Here is a 22,110-nt window from a genome sequence, read left to right on the forward strand (position 1 = left end):
TGCACGGGTTTAGGGCGTGGCTGCACAGCCGCCAGAAAAATCAGTCGTACAACACCGGCTGGCGATCCCGGTGCACATCGTTCAAGGCACTGATGCGCTTGTCCCGCGCCTCGCTCAGGTCGAGGCGGGCGTGGATGATTTGCGTGCCGGCCGGCGCTTCATGCAGCGGCCCGGCCAGCGGGTAGCCGTTGGCATCGACAATCACCGAGCCACCGACCCAATCCACTTCGCGCTCATGGCCGTTGCGGTCACAGGCGGCGATGTACAAGCGGTTGACCGAAGCATTGGCCTGAACCCGTACCACTTCCGCGGGCCGCTCGCCGAGCGGTCGCGGGCCGTCCGGCCAGTTCACCGGCGCGCACAGCAGTTCGGCCCCGGCCAGCGCCGGCAAGCGCACCCACTCGGGAAATTCCAGGTCGTAGCAGATCATCACCGCAATGCGTCCGAAGCGCGTATCGATCACCGGCGGCGGTTGCCCACCGGCGCTGAAGATGCGCTTTTCGTCGTTCCACAAATGCGCCTTGCGGTACACCGCGCGCACGCCGTCGGCATCGACCAGGGCGGCGCTGTTGTACAACTCGTCGCGCTCGGTGCGCTCGCAAAAGCCGCCGACGATGACGATGTCCAGCTCCGCCGCCAGCGCTGCCCACTGGCGCAGGGTTTCGCCGTTGGGGGTTTCGGCCAGGCTCAGGGCTTCGTTGCGGTCGGCGAACACATAGCCGCTTTGCACCAGCTCCGGCAGCACCACCACCTGGGCGCCTTGCCCGGCGGCGCTGCGGATCGCCTGCAGGGCGCGCTCGCGGTTGTATTTAAGTTCGCCGACCTGCGGCGCCAATTGGCAGCAAGCGACCTGGATCAGGGTTGGACTCATGCGTGGGCTTCCTCAAGCTGGCGCTCGCTGGCTGCCGCCAGGCGTTGTTCGCCGGGCAGGTCGAGCGAGCGGCAGAGCAGGGCGTAGAGGCTGCCGGTGACCAGCAGACCAATGACAAAAGCAATGTCGGCACCACCCAGCGCGGCGGCTGCGGGGCCGGTGTAAAAGCTCAAGGCCATGAACGGCACCATCGCCAGCAAACCCAGGCCGTAGGCGATCAGCCCGGGCTTGCCCCAGGCACCGTAGATGCCGTCGGGGTTGAAGATTTCGCTGATCACGTAGTGGCCCTTGCGCACACAGTAGAAGTCCACCAGGTTGACCGCGGTCCACGGCACCAGGAAGTACAGCATCAGCAGCACGAAGGTGTTGAAGCTGCCCAGGTAGCTCTCGGGGATGGCCAGGGCGACGATAAAGACGATGGTGGCAATCACGCTGATGCCGGCCACGCGGATCTTCAGCGACGGCGTGACCTGCTTGAAGCAGTCGATGGCGCTGATGCTGGTGAGCATGGCGCCGTAGCAGTTGACCGCCATGATGCCCACCAGCGCCGGTACCGAGATCAGCACAGTGAAGGTGCCCAGGCCCGGCAGGAACTGGTTGCCCACTTCGCGCACACTGGCGATGGCGTCAGGCGCTGGCAAGGCCGAGGCGAGAAAGGCACCGAGGGACATCAGCCACAGGGCCGAGCCGGCCGCGCCCAGGTAGGTCCAGAACACCACTTTCGCCGTCGGCGTGTCGTGGGGCAGGTAGCGCGAGTAGTCGGAGACGTACACCGAATAGCTGATCTGGTAACCGGCGGCCGCCGACAGTTGCACCAAGAATGCGCCCCACGAGAACTGCGGATCCTGCAGGGCGGCGTCGGCCTGCAGGGTCAGCAGGGCGCTGACGGTGAGCACGCCGAACACCAGGATCATCACGTAGGTCAGCCAGCGCTGCACGGTATGCAGCAAGTCGTGGCCGACCACCGCCAGCAGCACGGCGATGACGATCAGGCCCAGGTACCAGGGCGTGCGTTGGCCGGGCAGCACGGTGTTTATCGCATCGGTGGCGAGGATCACGTTGAAGACGTTGAAACCGATGTAGACGAAGACCACGGCGGCAAACGGCACGATGGCGCCCTTGAGGCCGAACTGGGCGCGCGACTGGATCATCTGCGGCAGGCCCATACGTGGGCCCTGGTTGGCGTGAAAGGCCATGAAGAAGGTGCCAAAGCACACCCCGAGCACGATCGCCAGGATCGAGTACAGCGCCCCGAGGCCCAGGGCCGGGCCGGTGAAGCCTGTGATCATGGTGGTGAGCACGAAGTTGCCGGTGAACCAGAACGGCGCCTGGTGCCAGACCTTGCCGTGGCGCTCGCTGCGCGGCACATAGTCGATTGAGCGAACCTCGATGCGCGGGCGTGCAGCCCCCGCCTTGTTGGCGTTGTCCACGGCAGTACCTCGTGTTGTTTTTATGGGGTAACTGGCCGATGGTCCGACAGACGGTGGGTGAGGGGAATCGTTGGTATCAAAAAATTACTTCATGGAATTCAGAAGTAATGGGCTGCGGCGCAGCCCATCGCGGGCAGTGTCAGTAGCGAATCATCACCGACTTCAGCTCGGTGTAATCCTCGATAAACGCCCCGCCAAATTCACGGCCTATGCCTGAAGCCTTTACCCCGCCAAACGGCACGGCCGGGTCGAGCAGGGTATGCATGTTCACCCACACCGTACCGGCCTGCACCTGCGGCACCAGGCGCAAGGCCTTGCTCAAGTCGTTGGTCCACAGGCTGGCGCTGAGGCCATAGGGGCTGGCGTTCATCAGCGCGATCAGTTGCTCTTCATCGTCATACGGCAAGAAGGTCGCCACCGGCCCGAAGGTCTCCTCGTTGAGCAGGCTGTCGTTGACCGAGCCGGCCAGGATCACCGTCGGCTCGACGTAGCAGCCCGGGCCTTCGAGCAAACGCCCGCCATGGATGATCTGGCTGCCCTCGCTGCGCGCCTTGGCAAACAGCGCGCCGAGCTTGGCCTGGTGTTGCTTGTTGCTGACCGGGCCGAATTCGCTGGTTTCATCCAGCGGTGAGCCGATCTTCAGCTGTGCCAGGCGCTCGCTCAAGGCCCCGGTCACCGCCTCGATCTGCGAGCGATGCAGATAAAAGCGCTCGGCTGCCGCGCAGATCTGCCCGGCGTGCAAAAAGCCCGCTTCGATGATGCCGTCCACCGCCGTGTGCAGTGGTACGTCGCGCAGGAACCCGGCCGCATTCTTGCCGCCCAGCTCCAGGGTGGCGCGGGTCAGGTTGGCGGCCATGGCGCTTTGGCCGACGGCCAGGCCAGTGGGCACGGAGCCGGTGAACGAGACCTTGTCGGTGCCCGGGTGCTCGATCAGCGCCTTGCCGGCCAGGCCGGCGCCGGTCACCACGTTCAGTGCGCCTGCGGGCAGGCCGGCGTCGATGGCAAGTTCGGCAATGCGCAGGATGGTCAGCGGGGTGAATTCGCTGGGCTTGATGATGATGCTGCAACCGGTCACCAGTGCCGAACCGAGCTTCCACAAGGCGATCATGGTCGAGAAATTCCACGGCACGATGCCCACCACCACGCCGACTGGCTCGCGCAGGGTAAAGGCGGTGTAGCGCTCGCCGTTGAACGAGGGCAGCGACGGGGTGAGGGTCTGGCCGCTGAGCTTGGTCGCCCAGCCGGCGTAGTAGCGCAAGAAATGCGCGGCCTGATCGACCTCGAAATTGCGCGAAAGGGTGATCAGCTTGCCCGACTGGCAAGTCTCCAGCTGTGCCAGTTCTTCGCGGTGTTGCTCGATCAGGTCGGCAAGCCTGAGCAGCACGCTGGCACGCACGGCGGGGGCGGTTTGTGACCATTGCGCAAAGCCACGGCGCGAGGAGGCGACGGCATCGTCGATGGTCTGCGCGGTGGCTTCGGCCACGCGGCTGATGACCTGGTCACTGGCCGGGTCGATCACCTCCAGGTAGCGGGCATCGGCCTGTGGCTGCTGGCGACCGTCGATAAAGCTGCTGTGCTCGCGTTGCAAAAAAACGCGCACCTGGGGCAAAAGGCTGATGTTGCTCATGGGACGAACCTCAAGGGAAAGCAAAGCCCCGACCCTAGCGCAGCGCCCCGGCAGTGGCTTGACTGAGCCTGCCGCCGGCCATGCACCGGCCTGCCAGGCGCTTTGTAATCTGCAAGGTTTGGCCTTAGGCTGCGGCATCCGCCTGTGCAGGAGCGCCCCTTGAACCCGATTTTCGCCTCCCTGAGCATCGCCCACCTGCGCGCGTTGCAGACCATGCTGCAGCTGAAGAACCTCAGCCATGCCGCCGAGCGCCTGGGCAGCAGCCAGTCGGTGCTCAGCCGCCAGCTGGCACATATGCGCGAAGCCTTTGACGACCCGCTGCTGGTGCGCCAGGGCCGCGGCTATGTCTTGAGTGAACGCGGCGAAAGCCTGCTGCTGCCGCTGGGCCAGGTGCTGGCCGAGCTTGAGGCCTTGCGCCAACCGCAGGCCTTCGAGCCCAAGCGCTGCGAGCGACGTTTTTGCCTGGCGGCCTCGGACTACATCGCCGAACACATGCTGCCGCTGCTGGTCAGCACCCTGGAGCGCGAAGCGCCGGGGGTGTCGATCGAGTACCGCACCTGGCAGCCGGGGCAGTATGAAGTGCTCGCCAGCGGCGAAGTCGACCTGGCTACCACGCTGTTCGACGATGCTCCGGCCAACCTGCATGGGCGCATGCTCGGTGAAGACCGCGCGGTGTGCCTGATGCATCGCGAGCACCCGTTGGCGGCAAAAACCGAACTGAGCCAGGACGATTACCGGGCCTGGAACCATGTGCGCATTTCCGGCGGTGGCGACAAGGACAGCTTTATCGACCGCCACCTGCGTGAGCAGGGCCTGAGCCGGCGCATCAGCCTGCAGGTGCCGTTCTACTCGGCGGCGGTGCAGGTGGTCGGCAGCAGCCAGGCGCTGGTCACCGTACCCGAGCACATTGCCCGCCAGCTCAGCCGCCTGCATCCACTGACCTGGCGGCCGTTGGCGTTTGTCGAGCACAGCCAGCGCTACTGGGTGGTCTGGCACCAGCGCCTGCACGGCTCGGCCGAGCACCGCTGGTTGCGCAACCTGGTGTTCGAGCAGTGGCAGCAGTCGCAGTTCGGCGTGCACGGCGGCCATGCGCATTCGCCATAGCAGCTATGCGCCGGGCGGCGTTTTTTGGCGGCCAGCCAGGGCCTAGACTCAGGCCCACTTACCGCCAATAACAGGAGCCGCTGCATGAGCCCGGAAGAATTTCGCAAACATGGCCACCAACTGATCGACCTGATCGCCGACTACCGCCAGGGTGTCGGCGAACTGCCGGTGATGGCCCAGGTCGAGCCCGGTTACCTCAAGGCGGCCTTGCCCGGCTCGGCGCCGGTTCAGGGTGAGCCGTTCGAGAACATTCTCAAGGACGTAGACCAGTTGCTGATGCCCGGCCTGTCGCACTGGCAGCACCCGGACTTTTTCGGCTACTTCCCCTCCAACGGCACCTTGTCGTCGGTGCTTGGCGATTTTCTCAGCACCGGCCTTGGCGTGCTCGGCCTGTCGTGGCAATCGAGCCCGGCCCTGAGCGAGCTGGAAGAAACCACCGTGGACTGGCTGCGGCAGATGGTCGGTTTGTCGGCGCAGTGGAGCGGGGTGATCCAGGACACCGCGTCCACCAGCACCCTGGTCGCCTTGATCAGCGCCCGCGAGCGCAGCAGCGACTACGCCCTGGCCAAGGGCGGCCTACAGGGGCAGGGCAAGCCGCTGATGATCTACACCAGCGCCCAGGCCCACAGCTCGGTAGACAAGGCCGCGCTGCTGGCAGGCTTTGGCAAGGACAACATCCGCTACATCGACACCGACGACGACTTCGCCATGCGCCCGCAAGCGCTGGCCGCAGCCATCGAACAGGACCTGGCCGACGGCCTGCAACCCTGCGCGGTGGTGGCTACCACCGGCACCACGGCAACCACCGCACTCGACCCGCTGCAACCGATCGGCCAGATCGCCCGCGAACATGGCTTGTGGCTGCACGTGGACTCGGCCATGGCGGGTTCGGCGATGATCCTGCCGGAATGCCGCTGGATGTGGGACGGCATCGAGCAGGCCGACTCGATTGTGGTCAATGCGCACAAATGGCTCGGTGTGGCTTTCGATTGCTCGCTGTACTTCGTGCGTGATCCGCAGCACCTGATCCGGGTCATGAGCACCAACCCCAGCTACCTGCAGTCGGCGGTCGACAGCAAGGTCAAGAACCTGCGCGACTGGGGTATCCCGCTGGGGCGGCGGTTCCGTGCCCTGAAGCTGTGGTTCATGCTGCGCAGCGAGGGCATCGAGAACCTGCAACAGCGCTTGCGCCGCGACCTGGACAACGCCCAGTGGCTGGCCGAGCAGGTGCGCGGGGCCGAGGGCTGGGAGTTGCTGGCGCCGGTACAGCTGCAGACCTTGTGCATTCGCCATCGAGGTGAGGGCCTGCAGGGTGAGGCGCTGGATGCACATACCCGGCGCTGGGCGGATCAGCTCAATGCCTCGGGGGTAGCCTACGTCACTCCGGCGACCTTGCATGGCCGCTGGATGGTGCGGGTGTCGGTGGGGGCGTTGCCGACCGAGCGTGAGCATGTGGCTGAGCTTTGGCGCAATTTGCAGAACGTCGTGGCGGGGTGAATTTATCGCGGGTCAAGCCCGCTCCCACAGAATTGAGGGTGTTCGCTGTGGGAGCGGGCTTGCCCCGCGATGCTTTTAACATCCTATGAAAAGTACAATCTTGCCTATGGAAGTTGCATTTTCCCCCTGAGCCAAGCCTCCCATACTGGCCCCTGCATCCGCCGCCACCTGCCACTTCGCAGGCCCTGGCGGACATCCAATAATAAGCAGGGCCCCTCATGAAAAAGCCAAACCCGCTGCTCGAAGACCTTCGTTCGATTTTGCCTGCCATCGCCGCCAACGCCGCCCGTGCCGAGCAGGACCGCAAAGTCCCGGCCGAAAACATCGCCCTGCTGAAAAGCATCGGCCTGCACCGTGCCTTTTTGCCCAAGCCCTACGGCGGCCTGGAAATCTCCCTGCCGCAATTTGCCGACTGCATCGCCTTGCTTGCCGGCGCTTGCGCCAGCACCGCCTGGGCCATGAGCCTGCTGTGCACCCACAGCCATCAGTTGGCGATGTTCCCGGCCAAGCTGCAGGAGGAGATCTGGGGCGACAACCCCGACGCCACCGCCAGCAGCAGTATCGCCCCGTTCGGCAAGGTCGAGGAGGTCGAGGGCGGCTTGCTGTTCAGCGGCGAGATGGGCTGGAGCAGCGGCAGTGACCATGCCGAGTGGGCGATTGTCGGCTGCCGTCGGGCCAATGCCGAAGGCACCCAGGACTACTGCTTTGCCGTGCTGCCGCGCAGCGACTACGAGATTCGCGACGACTGGTTCGCCGCCGGCATGAGGGGTAGCGGCACCAAGACCCTGGTGATCGACAAGGTGTTCGTCCCCGAGCACCGCATCCAGAAAGCCAAGGACATGATGGAAGGCAAGTCGGCAGGCTTTGGCCTGTATCCGGACAGCAAGGTGTTCTACTCGCCGTACCGGCCATATTTCGCCAGCGGCTTCTCGACCGTCAGCCTCGGTATTGCCGAGCGCATGCTCGAAGCCTTCCGCGAAAAGACCAAGAACCGTGTGCGTGCCTATACCGGGGTCAATGTCGGCGCCGCCACACCCGCGCTGATGCGCCTGGCCGAGTCCACCCATCAGGTTGCCGCCGCTCGCGCATTTCTGGAAAAAACCTGGCAGGAACACGCCGAGCACAGCGAACGTCACCAGTACCCGACGCGCGAGACCCTGGCGTTCTGGCGCACCAACCAGGGCTACGCGGTGAAAATGTGCATCCAGGCGGTCGATCGTCTATTCGAAGCCGCTGGCGGCACTGCCTGGTTCGACAGCAACGAAATGCAGCGGCTGTGGCGCGATGCGCACATGACCGGCGCCCATGCCTACACCGACTACGACGTTTGCGCGCAGATTCTCGGCCGCGAGCTGATGGGCCTGGAACCTGATCCAAGCATGGTCTGATAGGCCTCGCCAATAACAACAATGACGGCTGCCGCGCACGGCAGCCGGGGAGTCTTGCATGTCTACCGCAACCGCATCGGCCTTCGACAGCCGCGCCTTTCGCCGTGCCCTGGGCAACTTCGCCACCGGCGTCACCGTGGTCACCGCCGCCGATCCCCAGGGCAACCTGGTCGGCGTCACTGCCAACAGCTTCAACTCGGTATCCCTCGACCCGCCGCTGATTCTCTGGAGCCTGGACAAACGCTCGAGCAGCCTGGCGGTGTTCGAGGCGGCCAGCCATTTTGCCGTGAACATCCTCGCCGCCGACCAGATCGACCTGTCCAACAACTTCGCCAAGCCCAAGGATGATCGTTTTGCCGGTATCAGCTACCAGGCAGGCGAGGGCGGGGCGCCGATCCTCGCCGATTGCTCGGCGTGCTTTCAGTGCGAAACCCAGCAGCTACTCGACGGTGGCGATCACTGGATCATGCTCGGCAAGGTGGTGGCCTTCGATGACTGCGGCCGCTCGCCGTTGCTCTATCACCAGGGCGCCTATTCCATGGTGCTGCCACACACGCGCATGACCCGCCGCGAAGAAGGTCAGCCGCCGAGCAGCCACTTCCAGGGGCGCCTGAGCCATAACCTGTACTACCTGATGACCCAGGCCCTGCGCGCCTACCAGGGCAGCTATCAGCCACGGCAATTGTCCAGCGGCCTGCGAACCAGCGAGGCACGGATGCTTATGGTGCTGGAGAACGACGCCGGGCTGAACCTTGCCGACCTGCAGCGCGAAGTGGCGATGCCGGCGCGGGAAATCGACGAGGCAGTGGCCAACCTCAAGCGCAAGGGCCTGGTGTGCGACAGCGAAGCGGCCGGGCATGTGCGCCTGACCATTGCCGGTATCGACCAGACCGAAGGCCTGTGGAGCATCGCCCGCGAGCAGCAGGACAAGGTGTTCGGGCAATTCAGCGAAGAACAGATCGCGTCCTTCAAGACCGTGTTGCAGGCGGTGATTCGTAGCTGTTGAGGGGTGATCGCGGGGCAAGCCCGCTCCTACAGGGGCTTGCGCTGTGCTGCTTTTATCTTTCTTCTTAAATTGTTATGTTATTACATAATTTTAAGGAGCCCTCATGAACTACCCCGTAGGAAGGTTATCCCTCGGCCTGTCCGCCTCGCTGCTCGCTTTGCCAGCTGCCGTTGCCGATACCGTGTTGCTCGACGCCCTCAACGTCAACGAACGCCACTATGAAGAAAGCGCGAGCGGCCCGGTGCAGGGCTATCGTGCAACTCGTTCGGGCACCGCGACCAAGACCGACACTGACATCCGCGACACCCCGCAAAGTATCGCCGTGGTGCCCAGCCAGGTGCTCGAGGACCTCAACAGCACGCGCATTGACCGCGCCCTGGACTTTGCCGGCGGGGTCAGCCGGCAGAACAACTTCGGCGGCCTGACCTTCCTCAACTACAGCGTGCGTGGCTTCACCACCGGCGAGCTGTACAAGAACGGCTTTGCCGTCAACCGCGGCAGCTACAGCGCTCCCGACACCTCCAACATCGAGCGCATCGAAGTGCTCAAGGGCCCGGCCGCCAGTCTGTACGGGCGCGGCGACCCCGGCGGGCTGGTGAACATCGTCACCAAGCGTCCGCAAGCCGAAGCCTTCACTCGGTTCAAGGCCAGCGCCGGCAGTTGGGACCGTTACCGCAGCAGCCTGGACGTCAACACGCCGCTCAGCGAAGACGGCCGGGTGTTGTCGCGGGTCAATATGGCGGTGGAGGACAACGGCAGCTTTCGCGATTACGTTGGCAGTGAGCGGCGAATTGTCAGCCCGTCGCTGAGCTGGCAGTTGAGCCCCGAGACCCTGCTGTCGATCGACACCGAGTTCTCGCGTACCGAGTCGGTGTTCGACCGCGGCATCCCGGCGGTCAACAACGAACTGGGCTCGGTCAGCCGTTCGACCTTTCTCGGCGAGCCCAACGACGGGCGCATCCGCAATGACAACCAGACCCTCGACCTGACCCTGGAGCACCACCTCAACGACAGTTGGAAGCTGCGCATGGCCAACCACTACACCCAGGGCCGGCTCAAGGGCAACAGCTCGGAACCGTCGCGAGTGGTCGGCACCAGCATCAGCCGCTTCTACCGCGAGCGCGATTTCGAGTGGAACGACAACATCACCCAGGCCGAACTGCACGGCCAGTTCCAGTTCGCCGGCTGGGAGCACCAGAGCCTGCTGGGCCTTGAGTACGAGAACTACCGCAACAGCCAGAAGTACCCGCAAAGCGCCACTTCGCTCGGCTATGGCCTGGACATCTACAACCCGGTGTATGGCCAGGCGAAACCGGCGCTGATCAACCCTAATGATTTTTTCGAGCGCACCGAGAGCTACGCGCTCAACCTGCAGGACCAGATCGCCTTTACCGAGCGCTTGCGCGCTCTGGTGGGCGTACGCCTGGAGCATATCGAACAAACCGCGCAGAACCGCTCCACGCGCGTCAGCAACACTCAGGAAAAGGACGTCGCCACCCCGCGCGTGGGTCTGCTGTACCAGCTCACACCTGAAGTCGGGGTATTCGCCAATGCCTCGACCTCGTTCAAGCCCAACAGCATCGGCACCCAGGGCCAGATCTACAAACCGGAAAAGGGCCTGGGCTATGAAACCGGGCTCAAGCTGGACCTGTTCGACAGCCGCCTGGGGGCGACTGTCGCGCTGTTCCAGATCGACAAGGAAAACGTCATCACCACCGATGCCTTCGGCGACAGCATCGCCGCCGGCAAGGCGCGCAGCCAGGGGCTCGACCTGCAGTTCAGCGGCCAGTTGAGCGAAGCGCTGCGGGTGATCGGCGCCTATGCCTATATCGATGCCGAAGTGACCAAAGGCGATGCCGCCTTGCCCAAGGGCAGCGACTTGCTGGGCATCCCGCAACATAGCGGCAGCCTGATGGCGGTGTATGAGTTTCAGAGCGGACCATTGCTTGGCTCGGACATTGGCGCTGCAGCCAACTACGTCGGCGAGCGTTCCGGCCAGGCCGGCAGCAGCTTTCGTTTACCCAGCTACAGCACGGTCGACCTGCTGGCCCATTACAAAGTCAGCGAACAGGCCACGGTGGGCCTGAACCTGAACAACCTGTTCGATCGCAAGTACTACGAGCGCGGCTACAACGCAGCGTGGAACATGCCGGGGGAGCCGCGCAACTTGATGGTCAGCCTGAGCCTGGCGCTGTAACGCCTGCGATCAGATGCCAACCGGCGTGCACAGCTCCACCAGGGTGCCATCGGGGCAGCGCACATACGACAAGGTTTGCCCCCAGGGCTTGGCTTCGGGGGCCTTCAGCGCCACCGCGCCCGCCGCCACGGCGCGGGCATGGGCGCTGGCAACGTCGTCGGTAACCAGGGCAATCTCCATACCCAATGGCTTTGTCGATTCGCTGGCCGCCAGCACGCCGCCGGCAAAGTGACTATTGCCCAGGGCCAATGACGCAAAGGCGAGGGTGGTGGCGCCGGTGTCCAGTTCGCCATAGTCGCCGGACTCATGGAGAAAGCGCCGGCTCAAGCCGAAGGCCTGCTCGAAGAAAGCCAGCGAGGCGGCGACATCGGGGACGTAGACGATGGTGTATCCGAGTTTCATCAATGCATCCTTGATTGAGGAGGGTGTGGGCGGTTTATACAGCACTTGCCCAGGCCTTGGGTACGCCGCTAAGGTTGCGGCTGCAAAGGAGCGCCAAGATGACCGACCCGATCGAACTCAACCGTCGCAACTGGGATGAGCGTGCGCCGCTGCATGCCGCCTCCGGCGACTACGAAGTGGAAACATTCGTCGCCGACCCCGCGCACCTGTCCGAAGTGGTGCGTTTCGACCTGCCGCGCCTGGGCGATATTCGCGGCCAGCGCGCGGTGCACCTGCAATGCCATATCGGTACCGACACCTTGTCGTTGTCGCGCTTGGGCGCCGAGGTCAGCGGGCTGGACTTTTCTGCACAGTCCTTGGCCCAGGCGCGGGCCCTGGCGCAGCGTTGTGCAGCGCGGATCGACTATGTCGAGGCGGATGTCTATGCCGCCGACCAGGTGCTGCCAGCCGCGGCCTTCGACCTGGTATACACCGGAATCGGCGCGTTGATCTGGCTGCCGAGCATCGAGCGCTGGGCGCGTACCGTGGCGGCTTTGCTCAAGCCTGGTGGCCGACTGTTTCTGCGCGAGGGTCATCCGATGCTGCTGGCGGTGAACGAGGACCATCAGGACAAGCTGGTCATCGAGTACCCGTACTTCGAGCGCGAGGCGCCGACGGTGTGGGACAGTGGCGAGACCTATGTCGAGACCGACGGGGTGCTGGAGCAGACGGTAACCCACGAATGGAACCATGGCCTGGGCGAGATCATCAGCGCCTTGCTCAAGCATGGGCTGCAGATTACCGCACTGGAAGAACATGACAGCATTCCCTGGGAGGCGCTGCCAGGGCAGATGAGCAAGGACGAAGGCGGCGAGTGGTCGCTGGACAAGGATCGCTGGCGCTTGCCGTTGAGTTATACCTTGCAGGCGGTCAAGCAGGGGTAGGGGTGTTGACCGTGAGGGCCTCTTCGCCGGCAAGGCCAGCAATCTCACTGCGCTTTTGCCTTCGGCTTGCGCGTTCGCTTGCCTGCCGCAGCGCTGCTCTTGCGCTTTTTCTTCCACGGCGTGCCACCGCGCCCGGCCGGGGTCGCCGGGCCGCTGATGGTCAGGCGCAGGCCGGCACAACGCTCCACCTGCTTGCTCATCCACGCTGATTGCTTGGCGACGAACTCTTCAAGGCTCATTTCGCCGCTTTGCACCATGTCCAGCGCCTGCTCCCAGATCGCCGTGGTGCCTGGGTCGGCAATTGCCCGCGGCACCGCATCGATCAGGCTGAAGGCTGCCGGGGTGGCGCTCAGGGCCTTGCCGTTCTTGACCAGGTAACCGCGATCGAGCAGGCCCTGGATGATTCCGGCACGGGTGGCCTCGGTGCCGATGCCGGTGGTGTCCTTGAGCTTTTGCTTGAGGCGCGGGTCGTCTACCAGCTTGGCGACGTTCTTCATGGCCTTGATCAGGTCGCCCTCGGTGAACGGCTTGGGCGGCTGGGTCCAGAGGTCCTTGAGGGTGACCGCGGCCACCGTGCAGTCCTGGCCTTCGCGCAGTAGCGGCAGTACCTGGGCCACCGGCGCCTCACGGCCTTTGGCCGGGGTCAGGGCCTCGGGCAGGGCGCGGCGCCAGCCCGGCTCGACAATCTGCTTGCCCACCGCGCGCAACGCCTGGCCTGCGCAATCGAACTCGGCCTGGGTACGGTCGTATTCGTGGTTGGGCAAAAACTGCGCCAGGTAGCGGGCGCGGATCAGGGTATAGACCGCCTTGTGTTTGCCCGGCAGGCGCGACGGGTCGCTGGCGGCGGCGGTGGGGATGATGCCGTGGTGGGCACTGACCTTGGCATCGTTCCAGGCCCGTGAACGGCGCTGGGCCTGCAGGTGCGGCTGCAGCGGCGCAAGGCTCGCGTCGGCGCGCTGCAAGGCGGCGAGAATGGCCGGCGCCTCGCTGTGCTGGCTTAACGGCAGGTAGCCGCAGTCGCTGCGCGGGTAGGTGATCAGCTTGTGGGTTTCGTACAGGGCCTGGGCGATGTCGAGGGTTTCCTGGGCGCCGAGGCCGAACTTTTTCGAGCACAGCTCCTGCAAGGTACCCAGGTCGAAGGGCAGCGGTGCTGCTTCGCGCACGCGCTCGGTGGCCACTTTGACCACCCGCGCACTGCTGGCCGCGCCGATGGCGGCGGCCGCCTGCCGGGCCAGGGCCTGGTTCAGGCAGCGGCCCTGGTCGTCACAGGCATCTTCGGCGGCGCGCCACTGCGCGGTGAATTGCTCGCCGGCGCTTTGCAGGTGCACGTCGATGGCCCAGTAGGCCACCGGCACGAAGTCGGCGATGCTGCGGTCGCGGTCGACCACCAGGCGCAAGGTCGGCGTTTGCACCCGACCCACAGGCAGTACGCCCTGATAGCCGGACTGGCGACCGAGCAGGGTGAACAGCCGGCTCATGTTCATGCCGATCAGCCAGTCGGCCCGCGAGCGGCCCAGGGCCGAATGGTAGAGGCTGAAGGTTTCGCTACCGGGCTTGAGCGCCGCCAGGGCCTTGCGGATGGAGGCGTCGTCCAGTGCCGACAGCCACAGGCGGTTGATCGGCCCGCGGTAGCGGCAATGCTCGACCAGCTCGCGGGCGATCATCTCGCCTTCGCGGTCGGCGTCGGTGGCGATCACCAGCTCGCGGGCCTCGCCGAGCAGGCGCTTGACCGCCTTGAACTGGCTGGCGGTCTTGGGCTTGACCAGCATTTTCCACTTTTCGGGCACGATCGGCAGGTCGGCCAGTACCCAGCGCTTGTAACGCGCGTCGTAGCTGTCGGGTGGAGCGGTCTCGAGCAAGTGGCCGATGCACCAGGTGACGGTAACCTCGGTGCCGACCCAGCAGCCGTCGCCACGGCGGTTGGCGCCGAGAACCTTGGCGATGTCTTTGGCCTGGGAAGGCTTTTCGCAGAGAAACAGGCGCATGCCGTTCGATCTATGGTGGGTGAGGGCCATAGGATGCGCAGGATTGAGGGGCGTGGCAAGTTTTATATGTATGGATATACAGCTTGATGTTGCCGATGCTGACGAAGAATCCCCCGCGCTTTTGGCCAGCTTGCCATCGATGTTGCCATGGACGGGCCAATTGCCCCTGTGGCAGCGTTTGGGTTTGCCCACGGGTGTGTCAACGGACGATGTCGCCAGGGTTACCTGCCACCTGCACAAGGATGTATAGCCATGCCTGTTTTCGATTACCACCACCTCGACAGCGCCGCTTCCAAAGCCCTCTACAGCGACGCCATGGCGCTGACTCTGTATGCCTACCACGGCATCGACAACGGCTTTGCCGTTGGCTACCAGCAGCACGGTTTTGGCCTCGGTTTACCGGCCACCTTGATCAAGGCCCTGATCGGCGGCACCGACAGCCAGGGCGCGATCCCTGGCATCCCCTGGAACCCCGACGCCGAAGCCCAGGCCCTGGCTGCGGTCAAGGCCGCCGGCTGGACGCCGATCAGCGCCAGCCAGCTGGGTTACCAGGGCACTACGGATTTTCGTGGCACCTTCCATGGTGAAACCCGCGGCTACACCAGTGCCCAGGTCGAGATACTTGGCAAGTACGACGCCGCCGGCCAGTTAAGCGGCCTGGGCATCGCCTTTCGCGGCACCAGCGGGCCGCGGGAAAACCTGATCGGCGACACCATCAGCGATGCCATCCACGACCTGATGGCGGCCTTTGGCCCGGCTGACTTTGCCAAGAACTACGCCGCCAATGCCTTCGGCCGGCTGTTCGATGATGTCGCCCGGTTCGCCCAGGCCAACGGCCTGAGCGGCAGCGACATCACCGTCAGTGGCCACAGCCTCGGTGGCCTTGGTGTCAACAGCCTGGCCGAGCTTAGCAACGACACCTGGGGCGGCTTCTATCAGGACGCCCGCTACGTTGCCTTTGCCTCACCCACCCAGGCCAGCGACAGCAGCAAGGTGCTGAACATCGGCTACGAGAACGACCCGGTGTTCCGCGCGCTCAATGGCTCGAAAGCCGACTGGGCAACCTTCGGTGTGCATGATGCGGCCAAGCCTTCGAGCACCGACAACATCGTCAACTTCAACGACCACTATGCCTCCGATGCCTGGAACCTGCTGCCGTACTCGATCGGCAACATCGCCACCTGGCTCTCGCACTTGCCGAGCGCCTACGGCGACGGCCTGGGGCGGGTGCTTGACTCGGCATTCTATGAATGGACGTCCAAGGACTCGACCATTGTCGTCAGCAACCTGTCCGACGTTCGCCGTGGCTCGACCTGGGTTGAGGACCTGAACCGCAACGCCGAAGCGCACAAGGGCAGCACCTTTATCATCGGCTCCGAGGCCGGCGACCTGATTCATGGCGGGCGCGGCAATGATTACCTGGAAGGGCGCGCCGGCAACGACACTTTCCGTGACGATGGCGGCTACAACCTGATCGACGGCGGCGCCGGCCACGACACCTTGAAGCTCGGCCAGGCGCTGGACAAATTTGATGTCGCCCGTGATGGCAACGGCACCCTGTACCTGCGTGACAGCAGCGGCGGCATCAGCCTGGTCAAGCAGGTCGAAACCCTGGTCAGCAAGGAATCGAGCCTGCTGTTCTTCAGCAAGCAAGTCAGCCACCAGATCGACCCGGCGGGGCTGCTGAGCAGCGGCAAGGTTCACGCCTACGCCGCCAGCCAGAACGGTACGCCAGGTAATGACAGCCTCAAGGCGGGCGCGCAAGGCCAATGGCTGTTTGGCCTGGACGGCAACGACCATCTGCAAGGAGGCCGTGGCAACGACGTGTTGGTCGGTGGCGCCGGCAATGACGTGCTGGTATCGGGCGGTGGCAGCGACACCTTCCTGTTCAGCGGCCACTTCGGCCAGGATCAGGTACAGGGCTTCGACGCCGATGATCGACTGGTGTTCATCGGCGTCGAGGGTGGCACGGCGCAACCGGACATTCGCCAGCACCTGAGCCAGGTGGGCAGTGATGCGGTGCTGAGCTTCGGTAGCGATAGCGTGACCCTGGTCGGGGTGTCGGCAGATAGCCTGAGTGCGGCGCAGGTGGTGATCGCTTGAGTCCCCGCTGCGCCGCTAGTCTCATCAGGCCGCGCTGATGTCGTCGGATGGCATCAGCCGCGGCTGGCCTCCAGCGCCTGGCTCAGGTCGGCAATGATGTCATCGCTGTGTTCGATGCCGATCGACAGGCGCACCATGTCCCGCGGCACGCCGGCGCGTTCGAGTTCTTCATCGTTGAGCTGGCGATGGGTGGTGGAGGCCGGGTGGCAGGCCAGGGATTTGGCATCGCCGATATTGACCAGGCGCACCACCAGCTGCAGCGCATCGATAAAGCGCGCACCGGCCTCCTGGCCGCCCTTGATCCCGAACGACAGGATCGAAGCCGGCTTGCCTTCAGTGTAGCGTTGGGCCAGTCCATGTTCAGGGTGATCAGGCAGACCGGCGTACTTCACCCAGGCGACCTGCTCATGGCCTTGCAGATAGTGGGCGACCTTAAGCGCGTTCTCGGTGTGCCGCTCCATGCGCAGGGCCAGGGTTTCCAGGCCTTGCAGAATGAGGAAAGCGTTGAATGGCGACAGCGCCGCGCCGGTGTTGCGCAGCGGCACCACCCGGCAGCGGCCGATAAAGGCCGCAGGGCCAAAGGCTTCGGTGTAGGTCACGCCGTGGTAGGACGGGTCGGGGGTGTTGAGCAGGGCGAAGCGCTCTTTGTTGTCGGCCCAGGGGAACTTGCCCGAGTCGATGACGATGCCACCGATGCTGGTGCCGTGGCCGCCGATGTACTTGGTCAGCGAGTGGACGACGATATCGGCGCCGTGCTCGAACGGCCGGCAGAGGATTGGCGTGGCCACGGTGTTGTCGACGATCAGCGGTACGCCATGGCGGTGGGCGGCATCGGCCAGGGCCTGGAGGTCGACGATATTGCCGGCCGGGTTGCCGATCGACTCGCAGAACACTGCCTTGGTGCGGCTGTCGATCAGCGCTTCGAGGGCGGCGATGTCGTCGTGGGCGGCAAAACGGGTCTGGATGCCGAAGCGCGGCAGGGTATGGGCCAGCAGGTTGTAGGTGCCGCCGTAGAGCTTGGCCACCGAGACGATGTTGTCACCGGCTTCGGCCACGGTCTGGATCGCGTAGGTGATCGCGGCCATGCCCGAGGCCACGGCCAGCGCACCGACGCCGCCTTCCAGCGCCGCTATGCGCTGTTCAAGCACGTCGTTGGTGGGGTTCATGATCCGGCTATAGATGTTGCCGGCGACTTTCAGGTCAAACAGGTCGGCACCGTGCTGGGTGTCGTCGAAGGCAAAAGAGGTGGTCTGGTAGATCGGTACCGCGACGGCCTTGGTGCTCGGGTCGGGGCTGAAGCCCGCGTGGATGGCCAGGGTTTCCAGCTTCATGCAATCGTTCCTTGAAAGTCGGGGGAAGGGGGCTAGAGCATGGAGCGGCCAGGGAGCGACGGTCAAGGCCTGCAGGCGCGGGCTTGCTACGCAATTTCGAGCTGCCTAGCCTGCCTTGCGCAAGGTCAGGTTGATCCGCCGGCTGCCCAGCACAGGGTGACTGCCCGGTTTGAGCGGCAGCACGCCATGAAAGCGCAGGCGGTCTGCGCCGCCCCAGACCATCACATCGCCATGGCGCAGGCCGATGCGCTGCGTGGCTTCGCTGCGGCTGTGGCCGCCGAACTGGAACACCGCCGGCAAACCCAGCGACACCGAAACAATCGGCTGGCTGTAATCGCGCTCATCGCGGTCCTGGTGCAGGCTCAGGCGGTTGCCCGGCTGGTAGCAGTTGACCAGGCAGGCATCGGGCTGAAAATTGGCAAAGCCTGCAGCTGCAGCGGCCAGCGCTGCCAGCTCGCTCAACGCCGCTGGCAGCGCTGGCCAGGGCTGCTGGCTGAGTGGGTCGACCGGGCTGTAGCGATAACCGCGGCGATCACTGACCCAGCCCAGCGCCCCGCAGTTGGTCAAACCTACCGCCATGTTCAGGCCACCGGGGGTGACCATGTGCCGAAACGGCGCGCAGGCGATGACCTTGCGCAACTCAGGCAGCAGCGCCTCGACCCAGGCCAGGGCAAAGCCGGGCAACACCACGGCCTGCTTGCCGATCCATTGCGGCTCGGCGGGGCTGGCGGGGTTGAACAGGTCCAGTTCGGTTTGCATCATAAGCAGCAATCTGGGCAGCGGATGGTGTGTAGAGCCTGTATAGTAACGCGCTTTGGCGCCTGTGCTGTCACCCTGTTACTTGCGCGCAAAGCCCGCACTGCAGGGCGCCCGAAGCCCCTCGAAGAAAAAAATAAAACTTTTTGAATTCAAGGGGTTGCCAGAGCAGGGGAATGAGTACATAATTGCGTCCATCGAAAACGAGGCACGAAAAAAGCCTAGCGTTTTCAAGGAGATAGCAGTTTTAGCAAGTTGTTTCCTTAAAGAGTTGTACATGTTTGAGATCGCAGTTTCAGGGTCTCGGGCATTTGAGGCCGAGTAGCAAAGTGGTTATGCTCCGGATTGCAAATCCGTCTACGCCGGTTCGATTCCGACCTCGGCCTCCATTATTGAAAGCCCCGCAGATTAACGTCTGCGGGGTTTTTCTTTGCGCGCAGAAAAGGAGTCAGGATGAGAGGTCTAGAGAAATTCGTATCGCTTCAATTCTTGCTTACAGTGGCTTTCATCGCGCTGGGTGGCTACCTACATGGCGCCGGCAAGGTCGGATTTTGGGGCATGTTCACAATCATGATGTTGCCGAACATCGCTTTTGCTGTGCACCGGCGTGTCCAGCGCCGCAAGAGCGCTTGACGGCCCCGGCCTCTGCCAGGAGTGTCATGGCACAAGCGAGCCGATAATGCCGTCTCGCTCCAGCTCTTCTAAAGGGCAATGCAGTGGCTTACGGTGCGTGCCCGAATTTACCCCGCAGTTCATCCTCGATCTTCTGGCAGGCACTGCTGATTATGCTGCGCCCATTGGCAGGCCCCGTATATGACGCTTCGCGTTCGCGGCAGAGGTCAATTGCAGCTTGCGCTTCGGACTGTTCCTTGCTTTGAGGTGAGCTTGCGACAAATGCGCCGAACCCAAGCAAAACAATGCTAAGGACAACAACCGTAATGCCTGTCTTGGCAAAGACGCCTAAGGTTTTCTTGCTCAGGTCGGCATGGCAATGCCTGCAGCGTCGCGCTTGCGCCTTGATGGTTTCGGCGCAGAAGGGGCATTGTTTTTCGGATGGCTGCAATCTTGATCTCCTTATCAGGGCGGCCATCCTACCCCCAGGCAGCCCCTGAATCAAAGCGCCGCATAGACCAGCGATGACAGCCGGCTAGGGCGCGGATCGATCATCGTATGACTGCCCGAGGTGGTGGTGACAAAACCAAAGCTCACTTGCCGTTCGGGATCGGCGAAACTTATCGGGCCGCCAAGCCCGATATGGCCAAAAGTCTGCGGGCCCATGGCGTGGGAGGCCGTCGGGTCGCGTTGCTGCTCAAGCATGCAGCCCAGTCCGTAACGCATTGGTCGCATCCAGACCCGATCCATGCCATGACTGTGTTCTCGCCTGAACTCATTGAGCAGTTCGCGCCCGATGAAATTGCCTGCCAATAGTGCGCTGTAGAAACCGGCCAGGCCGTGCGCGGTGCCATGCCCGCACACACCCGGTTGCCGATAGGCCCACCAGCGCGGGTCGCTGGTGCGTTTAGGCACCATGCCGGGGTTGGTGAAGGCGAAGGTCGCGATGTGCGTTGGCTGGTTTTTCAGCACGGCGCGCAAGCCTTGCGAGTAAGGGTCACCGACCCGCCCCCTGGCGCTGTCGAAACGGGCGATACGGTGAAAGTGTTTTTCGTCGACGCCAAGGTGAACGTCCAGGCCATGGGGCTGCAGAATCTCTGCGTGGATAAAGTCGCAGGGGTCTCGTCCGTCCACCCGCCGAATCAACTCGCCGAGAATCCAGCCAAAGGTGGTGGTGCCGTAGCCCAGGTCGGTTCCCGCTTCCCACCAAAGCGGCTCGGCGGCCAGAACCCGGACCATATGCTCCCAGTCATACATCATGGCGTTATGGTCGGGGGCGCGTAGCGCCGGCAGGCCTGCGGTGTGGCTCATCACCTGGCGCAAGGTGACCTTTGCCTTGCCATTCTGGGCGAACTCAGGCCAGTAACGGGCAACCGGCGCATCGAGCTCCAGCTTGCCCTGTTCAACCAGCATCAGTACCGCCACCGCGACATAGGGTTTCACCACGCAGAAGGTGTTGGCCAGCGTGTCGCGGGTCCAGGGCCTGGTGCCTTCCTGGTCCGCCACGCCGGCCCACAGGTCGACGACCATCTCTCCGTCAATCTGCACGCAGAGCCCGGCCCCGCGCTCCTGCGGATCATCAAACATGTCCTCGAAGGCCTGCCTGACCGCGTCGAACTGACTCGCACATATCCCTTGCGCTTTCATATTTCACACTCCTTGTAGCTGAACACCATTACCGAGGGCCCAAACATTGATGGCGTAACGTCGGCCGCCACCCATCAACCCCGCGAGCGAGTTTGAGCGTGGTTCATGGAAAAACGGTTGGCTCGTTTGTAAGTGCCGAAGTCATTGAAGCGCACACCCGCCTCGGCCATGACTTTATGCGCATACGGTGCGGTCATCTGGCGAAGATAAAATGGGTCTCTTACCACGAAATGGTGAATGCTGTGGGTGCTGCCGAAGTTGAAACAGAACAACTGAAACGGCCACAGCCACCACGGGTTCATTACCTGGGTTTGTTGCAGCGCATTGCGCGGAGCGACATCGCCATAATAGTGCATGTTTGAACTTATAAAGAACAGGCAAAACTGCCGTATCAGGTTCGGCGCGATAAGGATAACCACGACGCTATTAACGACATCCATCAGTGCCAGGGTTGCCGCAGAGCGGTGAACTTCGGCGCCGATGATTGACCCCAGCCACCCATACAGGTGATAGCCGAGAAATACGTACCAGCAGCCCCAGTACAAAAGCCCGAACGGTGTATTGAGGCGAATGATTTTGCCTAACAACCTTACCTTTTGCCGCCATCCCGGCGCGAAGATCGCATTTAAAAATCCAAATATAAATCCATCCATCAGTTTCAACAGCCGCAATACGCCCCACGGGTTGCCACTGGTGGTGATCCATGCTTCGACATCCGAATCCGTGCCGGACTCCTTGTGATGATGAAAATGCAGGCTGCGCCTAAGCCACGGGCTGGGCATTCCTGGCCGGGCCAGCCAGCACATGAACATCATGGCGTTATGGGCCAGCGGCTGCTTTCTGAAATAAAGGCGATGAATCAGATCATGTTCAATTTCGTGTATGAACGACGTCAATAGCGCGTTGATTAAAATACACGTCCATGCCGGGATAAAACCCTTCAGGTAAAGCCCGCCGGTAACCACCATTCCCACCAGGGAAAATACCATGACACCCGCGCCCAAGGCACTTTGATACTGCAAGATCGGATAACGTTTGCGCAGGTAATTACCATGCTCGGTAATGCGCCGGGTTACATTTTCAATTTTTTCCTGGTCGGTAATTGACTGGTCAGTTTCGACGGTGTTTTCCAAGGCATTCATCCCTGTATCCTCTGTTTACGTCGGGGAATTGCGTGTGCACGCTAAAACAGGCGCATTCGCACTCGCCGCGTGAATGGATGCGGCTCATT

General features: G+C 63.3%; 17 protein-coding genes and 1 tRNA gene. 8 read left to right on the plus strand and 10 right to left on the minus strand.

What is annotated here, in order from left to right; translation table 11 throughout:
- Window positions 1–40 precede the first annotated feature (40 nt).
- The 3 genes from LOY54_RS11080 to LOY54_RS11090 all read right to left on the minus strand — a co-directional run bounded on the left by LOY54_RS11080 (window position 41) and on the right by LOY54_RS11090 (window position 3,928).
- Window positions 41–871 carry a nitrilase family protein gene (locus LOY54_RS11080; protein WP_258610400.1) on the minus strand — a complete coding sequence of 277 codons (831 nt, stop codon included), beginning with the start codon at window positions 869–871 and terminating at the stop codon, window positions 41–43.
- Window positions 868–2,301: a cytosine permease gene (locus LOY54_RS11085; RefSeq protein ID WP_258610401.1), complete on the minus strand. Its 1,434-nt coding sequence runs from the start codon at window positions 2,299–2,301 to the stop codon at window positions 868–870. The genes LOY54_RS11080 and LOY54_RS11085 overlap by 4 nt, the downstream gene beginning before the upstream one ends.
- A gap of 139 nt (window positions 2,302–2,440) precedes the next feature.
- Window positions 2,441–3,928 (minus strand): aldehyde dehydrogenase family protein, encoded by a 1,488-nt coding sequence (locus LOY54_RS11090; protein WP_258610402.1) that lies wholly within the window; start codon window positions 3,926–3,928, stop codon window positions 2,441–2,443.
- A gap of 159 nt (window positions 3,929–4,087) precedes the next feature.
- On the opposite strand from LOY54_RS11090, the gene LOY54_RS11095 reads away from it, so the two are divergent.
- From LOY54_RS11095 to LOY54_RS11115, 5 genes are all read left to right on the plus strand, one after another.
- A complete protein-coding gene (locus LOY54_RS11095) occupies window positions 4,088–5,032 on the plus strand; it encodes a LysR family transcriptional regulator (protein ID WP_258610403.1) in 945 nt (314 codons plus the stop codon).
- An 84-nt stretch (window positions 5,033–5,116) separates the two neighbouring features.
- Complete coding sequence (locus LOY54_RS11100) at window positions 5,117–6,529, plus strand: DOPA decarboxylase (protein ID WP_045196638.1); 1,413 nt, start codon at window positions 5,117–5,119, stop codon at window positions 6,527–6,529.
- Window positions 6,530–6,747: 218 nt separating this feature from the next.
- Complete coding sequence (locus tag LOY54_RS11105; protein WP_093384089.1) at window positions 6,748–7,917, plus strand: p-hydroxyphenylacetate 3-hydroxylase oxygenase component; 1,170 nt, start codon at window positions 6,748–6,750, stop codon at window positions 7,915–7,917.
- A gap of 58 nt (window positions 7,918–7,975) precedes the next feature.
- Window positions 7,976–8,923 (plus strand): p-hydroxyphenylacetate 3-hydroxylase reductase component, encoded by a 948-nt coding sequence (locus tag LOY54_RS11110; protein WP_258610404.1) that lies wholly within the window; start codon window positions 7,976–7,978, stop codon window positions 8,921–8,923.
- 103 nt (window positions 8,924–9,026) lie between these two features.
- Window positions 9,027–11,120 (plus strand): TonB-dependent siderophore receptor, encoded by a 2,094-nt coding sequence (locus LOY54_RS11115; RefSeq protein WP_258610405.1) that lies wholly within the window; start codon window positions 9,027–9,029, stop codon window positions 11,118–11,120.
- Window positions 11,121–11,129: 9 nt separating this feature from the next.
- Here LOY54_RS11115 and LOY54_RS11120 read toward each other — a convergent pair whose 3' ends face one another.
- Complete coding sequence (locus LOY54_RS11120; RefSeq protein WP_045196649.1) at window positions 11,130–11,522, minus strand: VOC family protein; 393 nt, start codon at window positions 11,520–11,522, stop codon at window positions 11,130–11,132.
- Between the two features lie 98 nt (window positions 11,523–11,620).
- On the opposite strand from LOY54_RS11120, the gene LOY54_RS11125 reads away from it, so the two are divergent.
- Window positions 11,621–12,445 (plus strand): bifunctional 2-polyprenyl-6-hydroxyphenol methylase/3-demethylubiquinol 3-O-methyltransferase UbiG, encoded by an 825-nt coding sequence (locus tag LOY54_RS11125; protein ID WP_258597471.1) that lies wholly within the window; start codon window positions 11,621–11,623, stop codon window positions 12,443–12,445.
- Window positions 12,446–12,489: 44 nt separating this feature from the next.
- Here the strand turns inward: LOY54_RS11125 and LOY54_RS11130 are convergent, their stop codons facing one another.
- Window positions 12,490–14,430: a DNA topoisomerase III gene (locus tag LOY54_RS11130; RefSeq protein ID WP_258610406.1), complete on the minus strand. Its 1,941-nt coding sequence runs from the start codon at window positions 14,428–14,430 to the stop codon at window positions 12,490–12,492.
- Window positions 14,431–14,682: 252 nt separating this feature from the next.
- On the opposite strand from LOY54_RS11130, the gene LOY54_RS11135 reads away from it, so the two are divergent.
- Entirely contained in the window at window positions 14,683–16,533 is a 1,851-nt protein-coding gene (locus LOY54_RS11135) for a polyurethanase (protein WP_258610407.1), read from the plus strand.
- Between the two features lie 53 nt (window positions 16,534–16,586).
- Here LOY54_RS11135 and LOY54_RS11140 read toward each other — a convergent pair whose 3' ends face one another.
- Both LOY54_RS11140 and alkB read right to left on the minus strand, forming a co-directional pair.
- Window positions 16,587–17,864 carry a bifunctional O-acetylhomoserine aminocarboxypropyltransferase/cysteine synthase gene (locus LOY54_RS11140; protein ID WP_258610408.1) on the minus strand — a complete coding sequence of 426 codons (1,278 nt, stop codon included), beginning with the start codon at window positions 17,862–17,864 and terminating at the stop codon, window positions 16,587–16,589.
- A gap of 105 nt (window positions 17,865–17,969) precedes the next feature.
- Window positions 17,970–18,626, minus strand: a complete 657-nt coding sequence (alkB, locus tag LOY54_RS11145) for a DNA oxidative demethylase AlkB (RefSeq protein ID WP_258597476.1) — start codon at window positions 18,624–18,626, stop codon at window positions 17,970–17,972.
- A 309-nt stretch (window positions 18,627–18,935) separates the two neighbouring features.
- On the opposite strand from alkB, the gene LOY54_RS11150 reads away from it, so the two are divergent.
- Window positions 18,936–19,009: transfer RNA gene (locus tag LOY54_RS11150), tRNA-Cys, on the plus strand.
- A 332-nt stretch (window positions 19,010–19,341) separates the two neighbouring features.
- On the opposite strand, the gene LOY54_RS11155 is transcribed toward LOY54_RS11150, so the two are convergent.
- From LOY54_RS11155 to LOY54_RS11165, 3 genes are all read right to left on the minus strand, one after another.
- Window positions 19,342–19,683, minus strand: a complete 342-nt coding sequence (locus LOY54_RS11155) for a hypothetical protein (RefSeq protein ID WP_258610409.1) — start codon at window positions 19,681–19,683, stop codon at window positions 19,342–19,344.
- Window positions 19,684–19,733: 50 nt separating this feature from the next.
- Window positions 19,734–20,879, minus strand: coding sequence for a serine hydrolase domain-containing protein (locus LOY54_RS11160; protein WP_093384033.1), 1,146 nt, complete (start codon window positions 20,877–20,879; stop codon window positions 19,734–19,736).
- A gap of 74 nt (window positions 20,880–20,953) precedes the next feature.
- The gene (locus LOY54_RS11165; protein WP_258610410.1) at window positions 20,954–22,021 is read right to left on the minus strand and encodes a fatty acid desaturase; all 1,068 of its coding nucleotides are present in this window, start codon (window positions 22,019–22,021) and stop codon (window positions 20,954–20,956) included.
- Between the last annotated feature and the right edge of the window lie 89 nt (window positions 22,022–22,110).

The organism is Pseudomonas sp. B21-032, assembly GCF_024748965.1.
In the GTDB taxonomy this organism is placed as follows: Bacteria; Pseudomonadota; Gammaproteobacteria; order Pseudomonadales; family Pseudomonadaceae; genus Aquipseudomonas.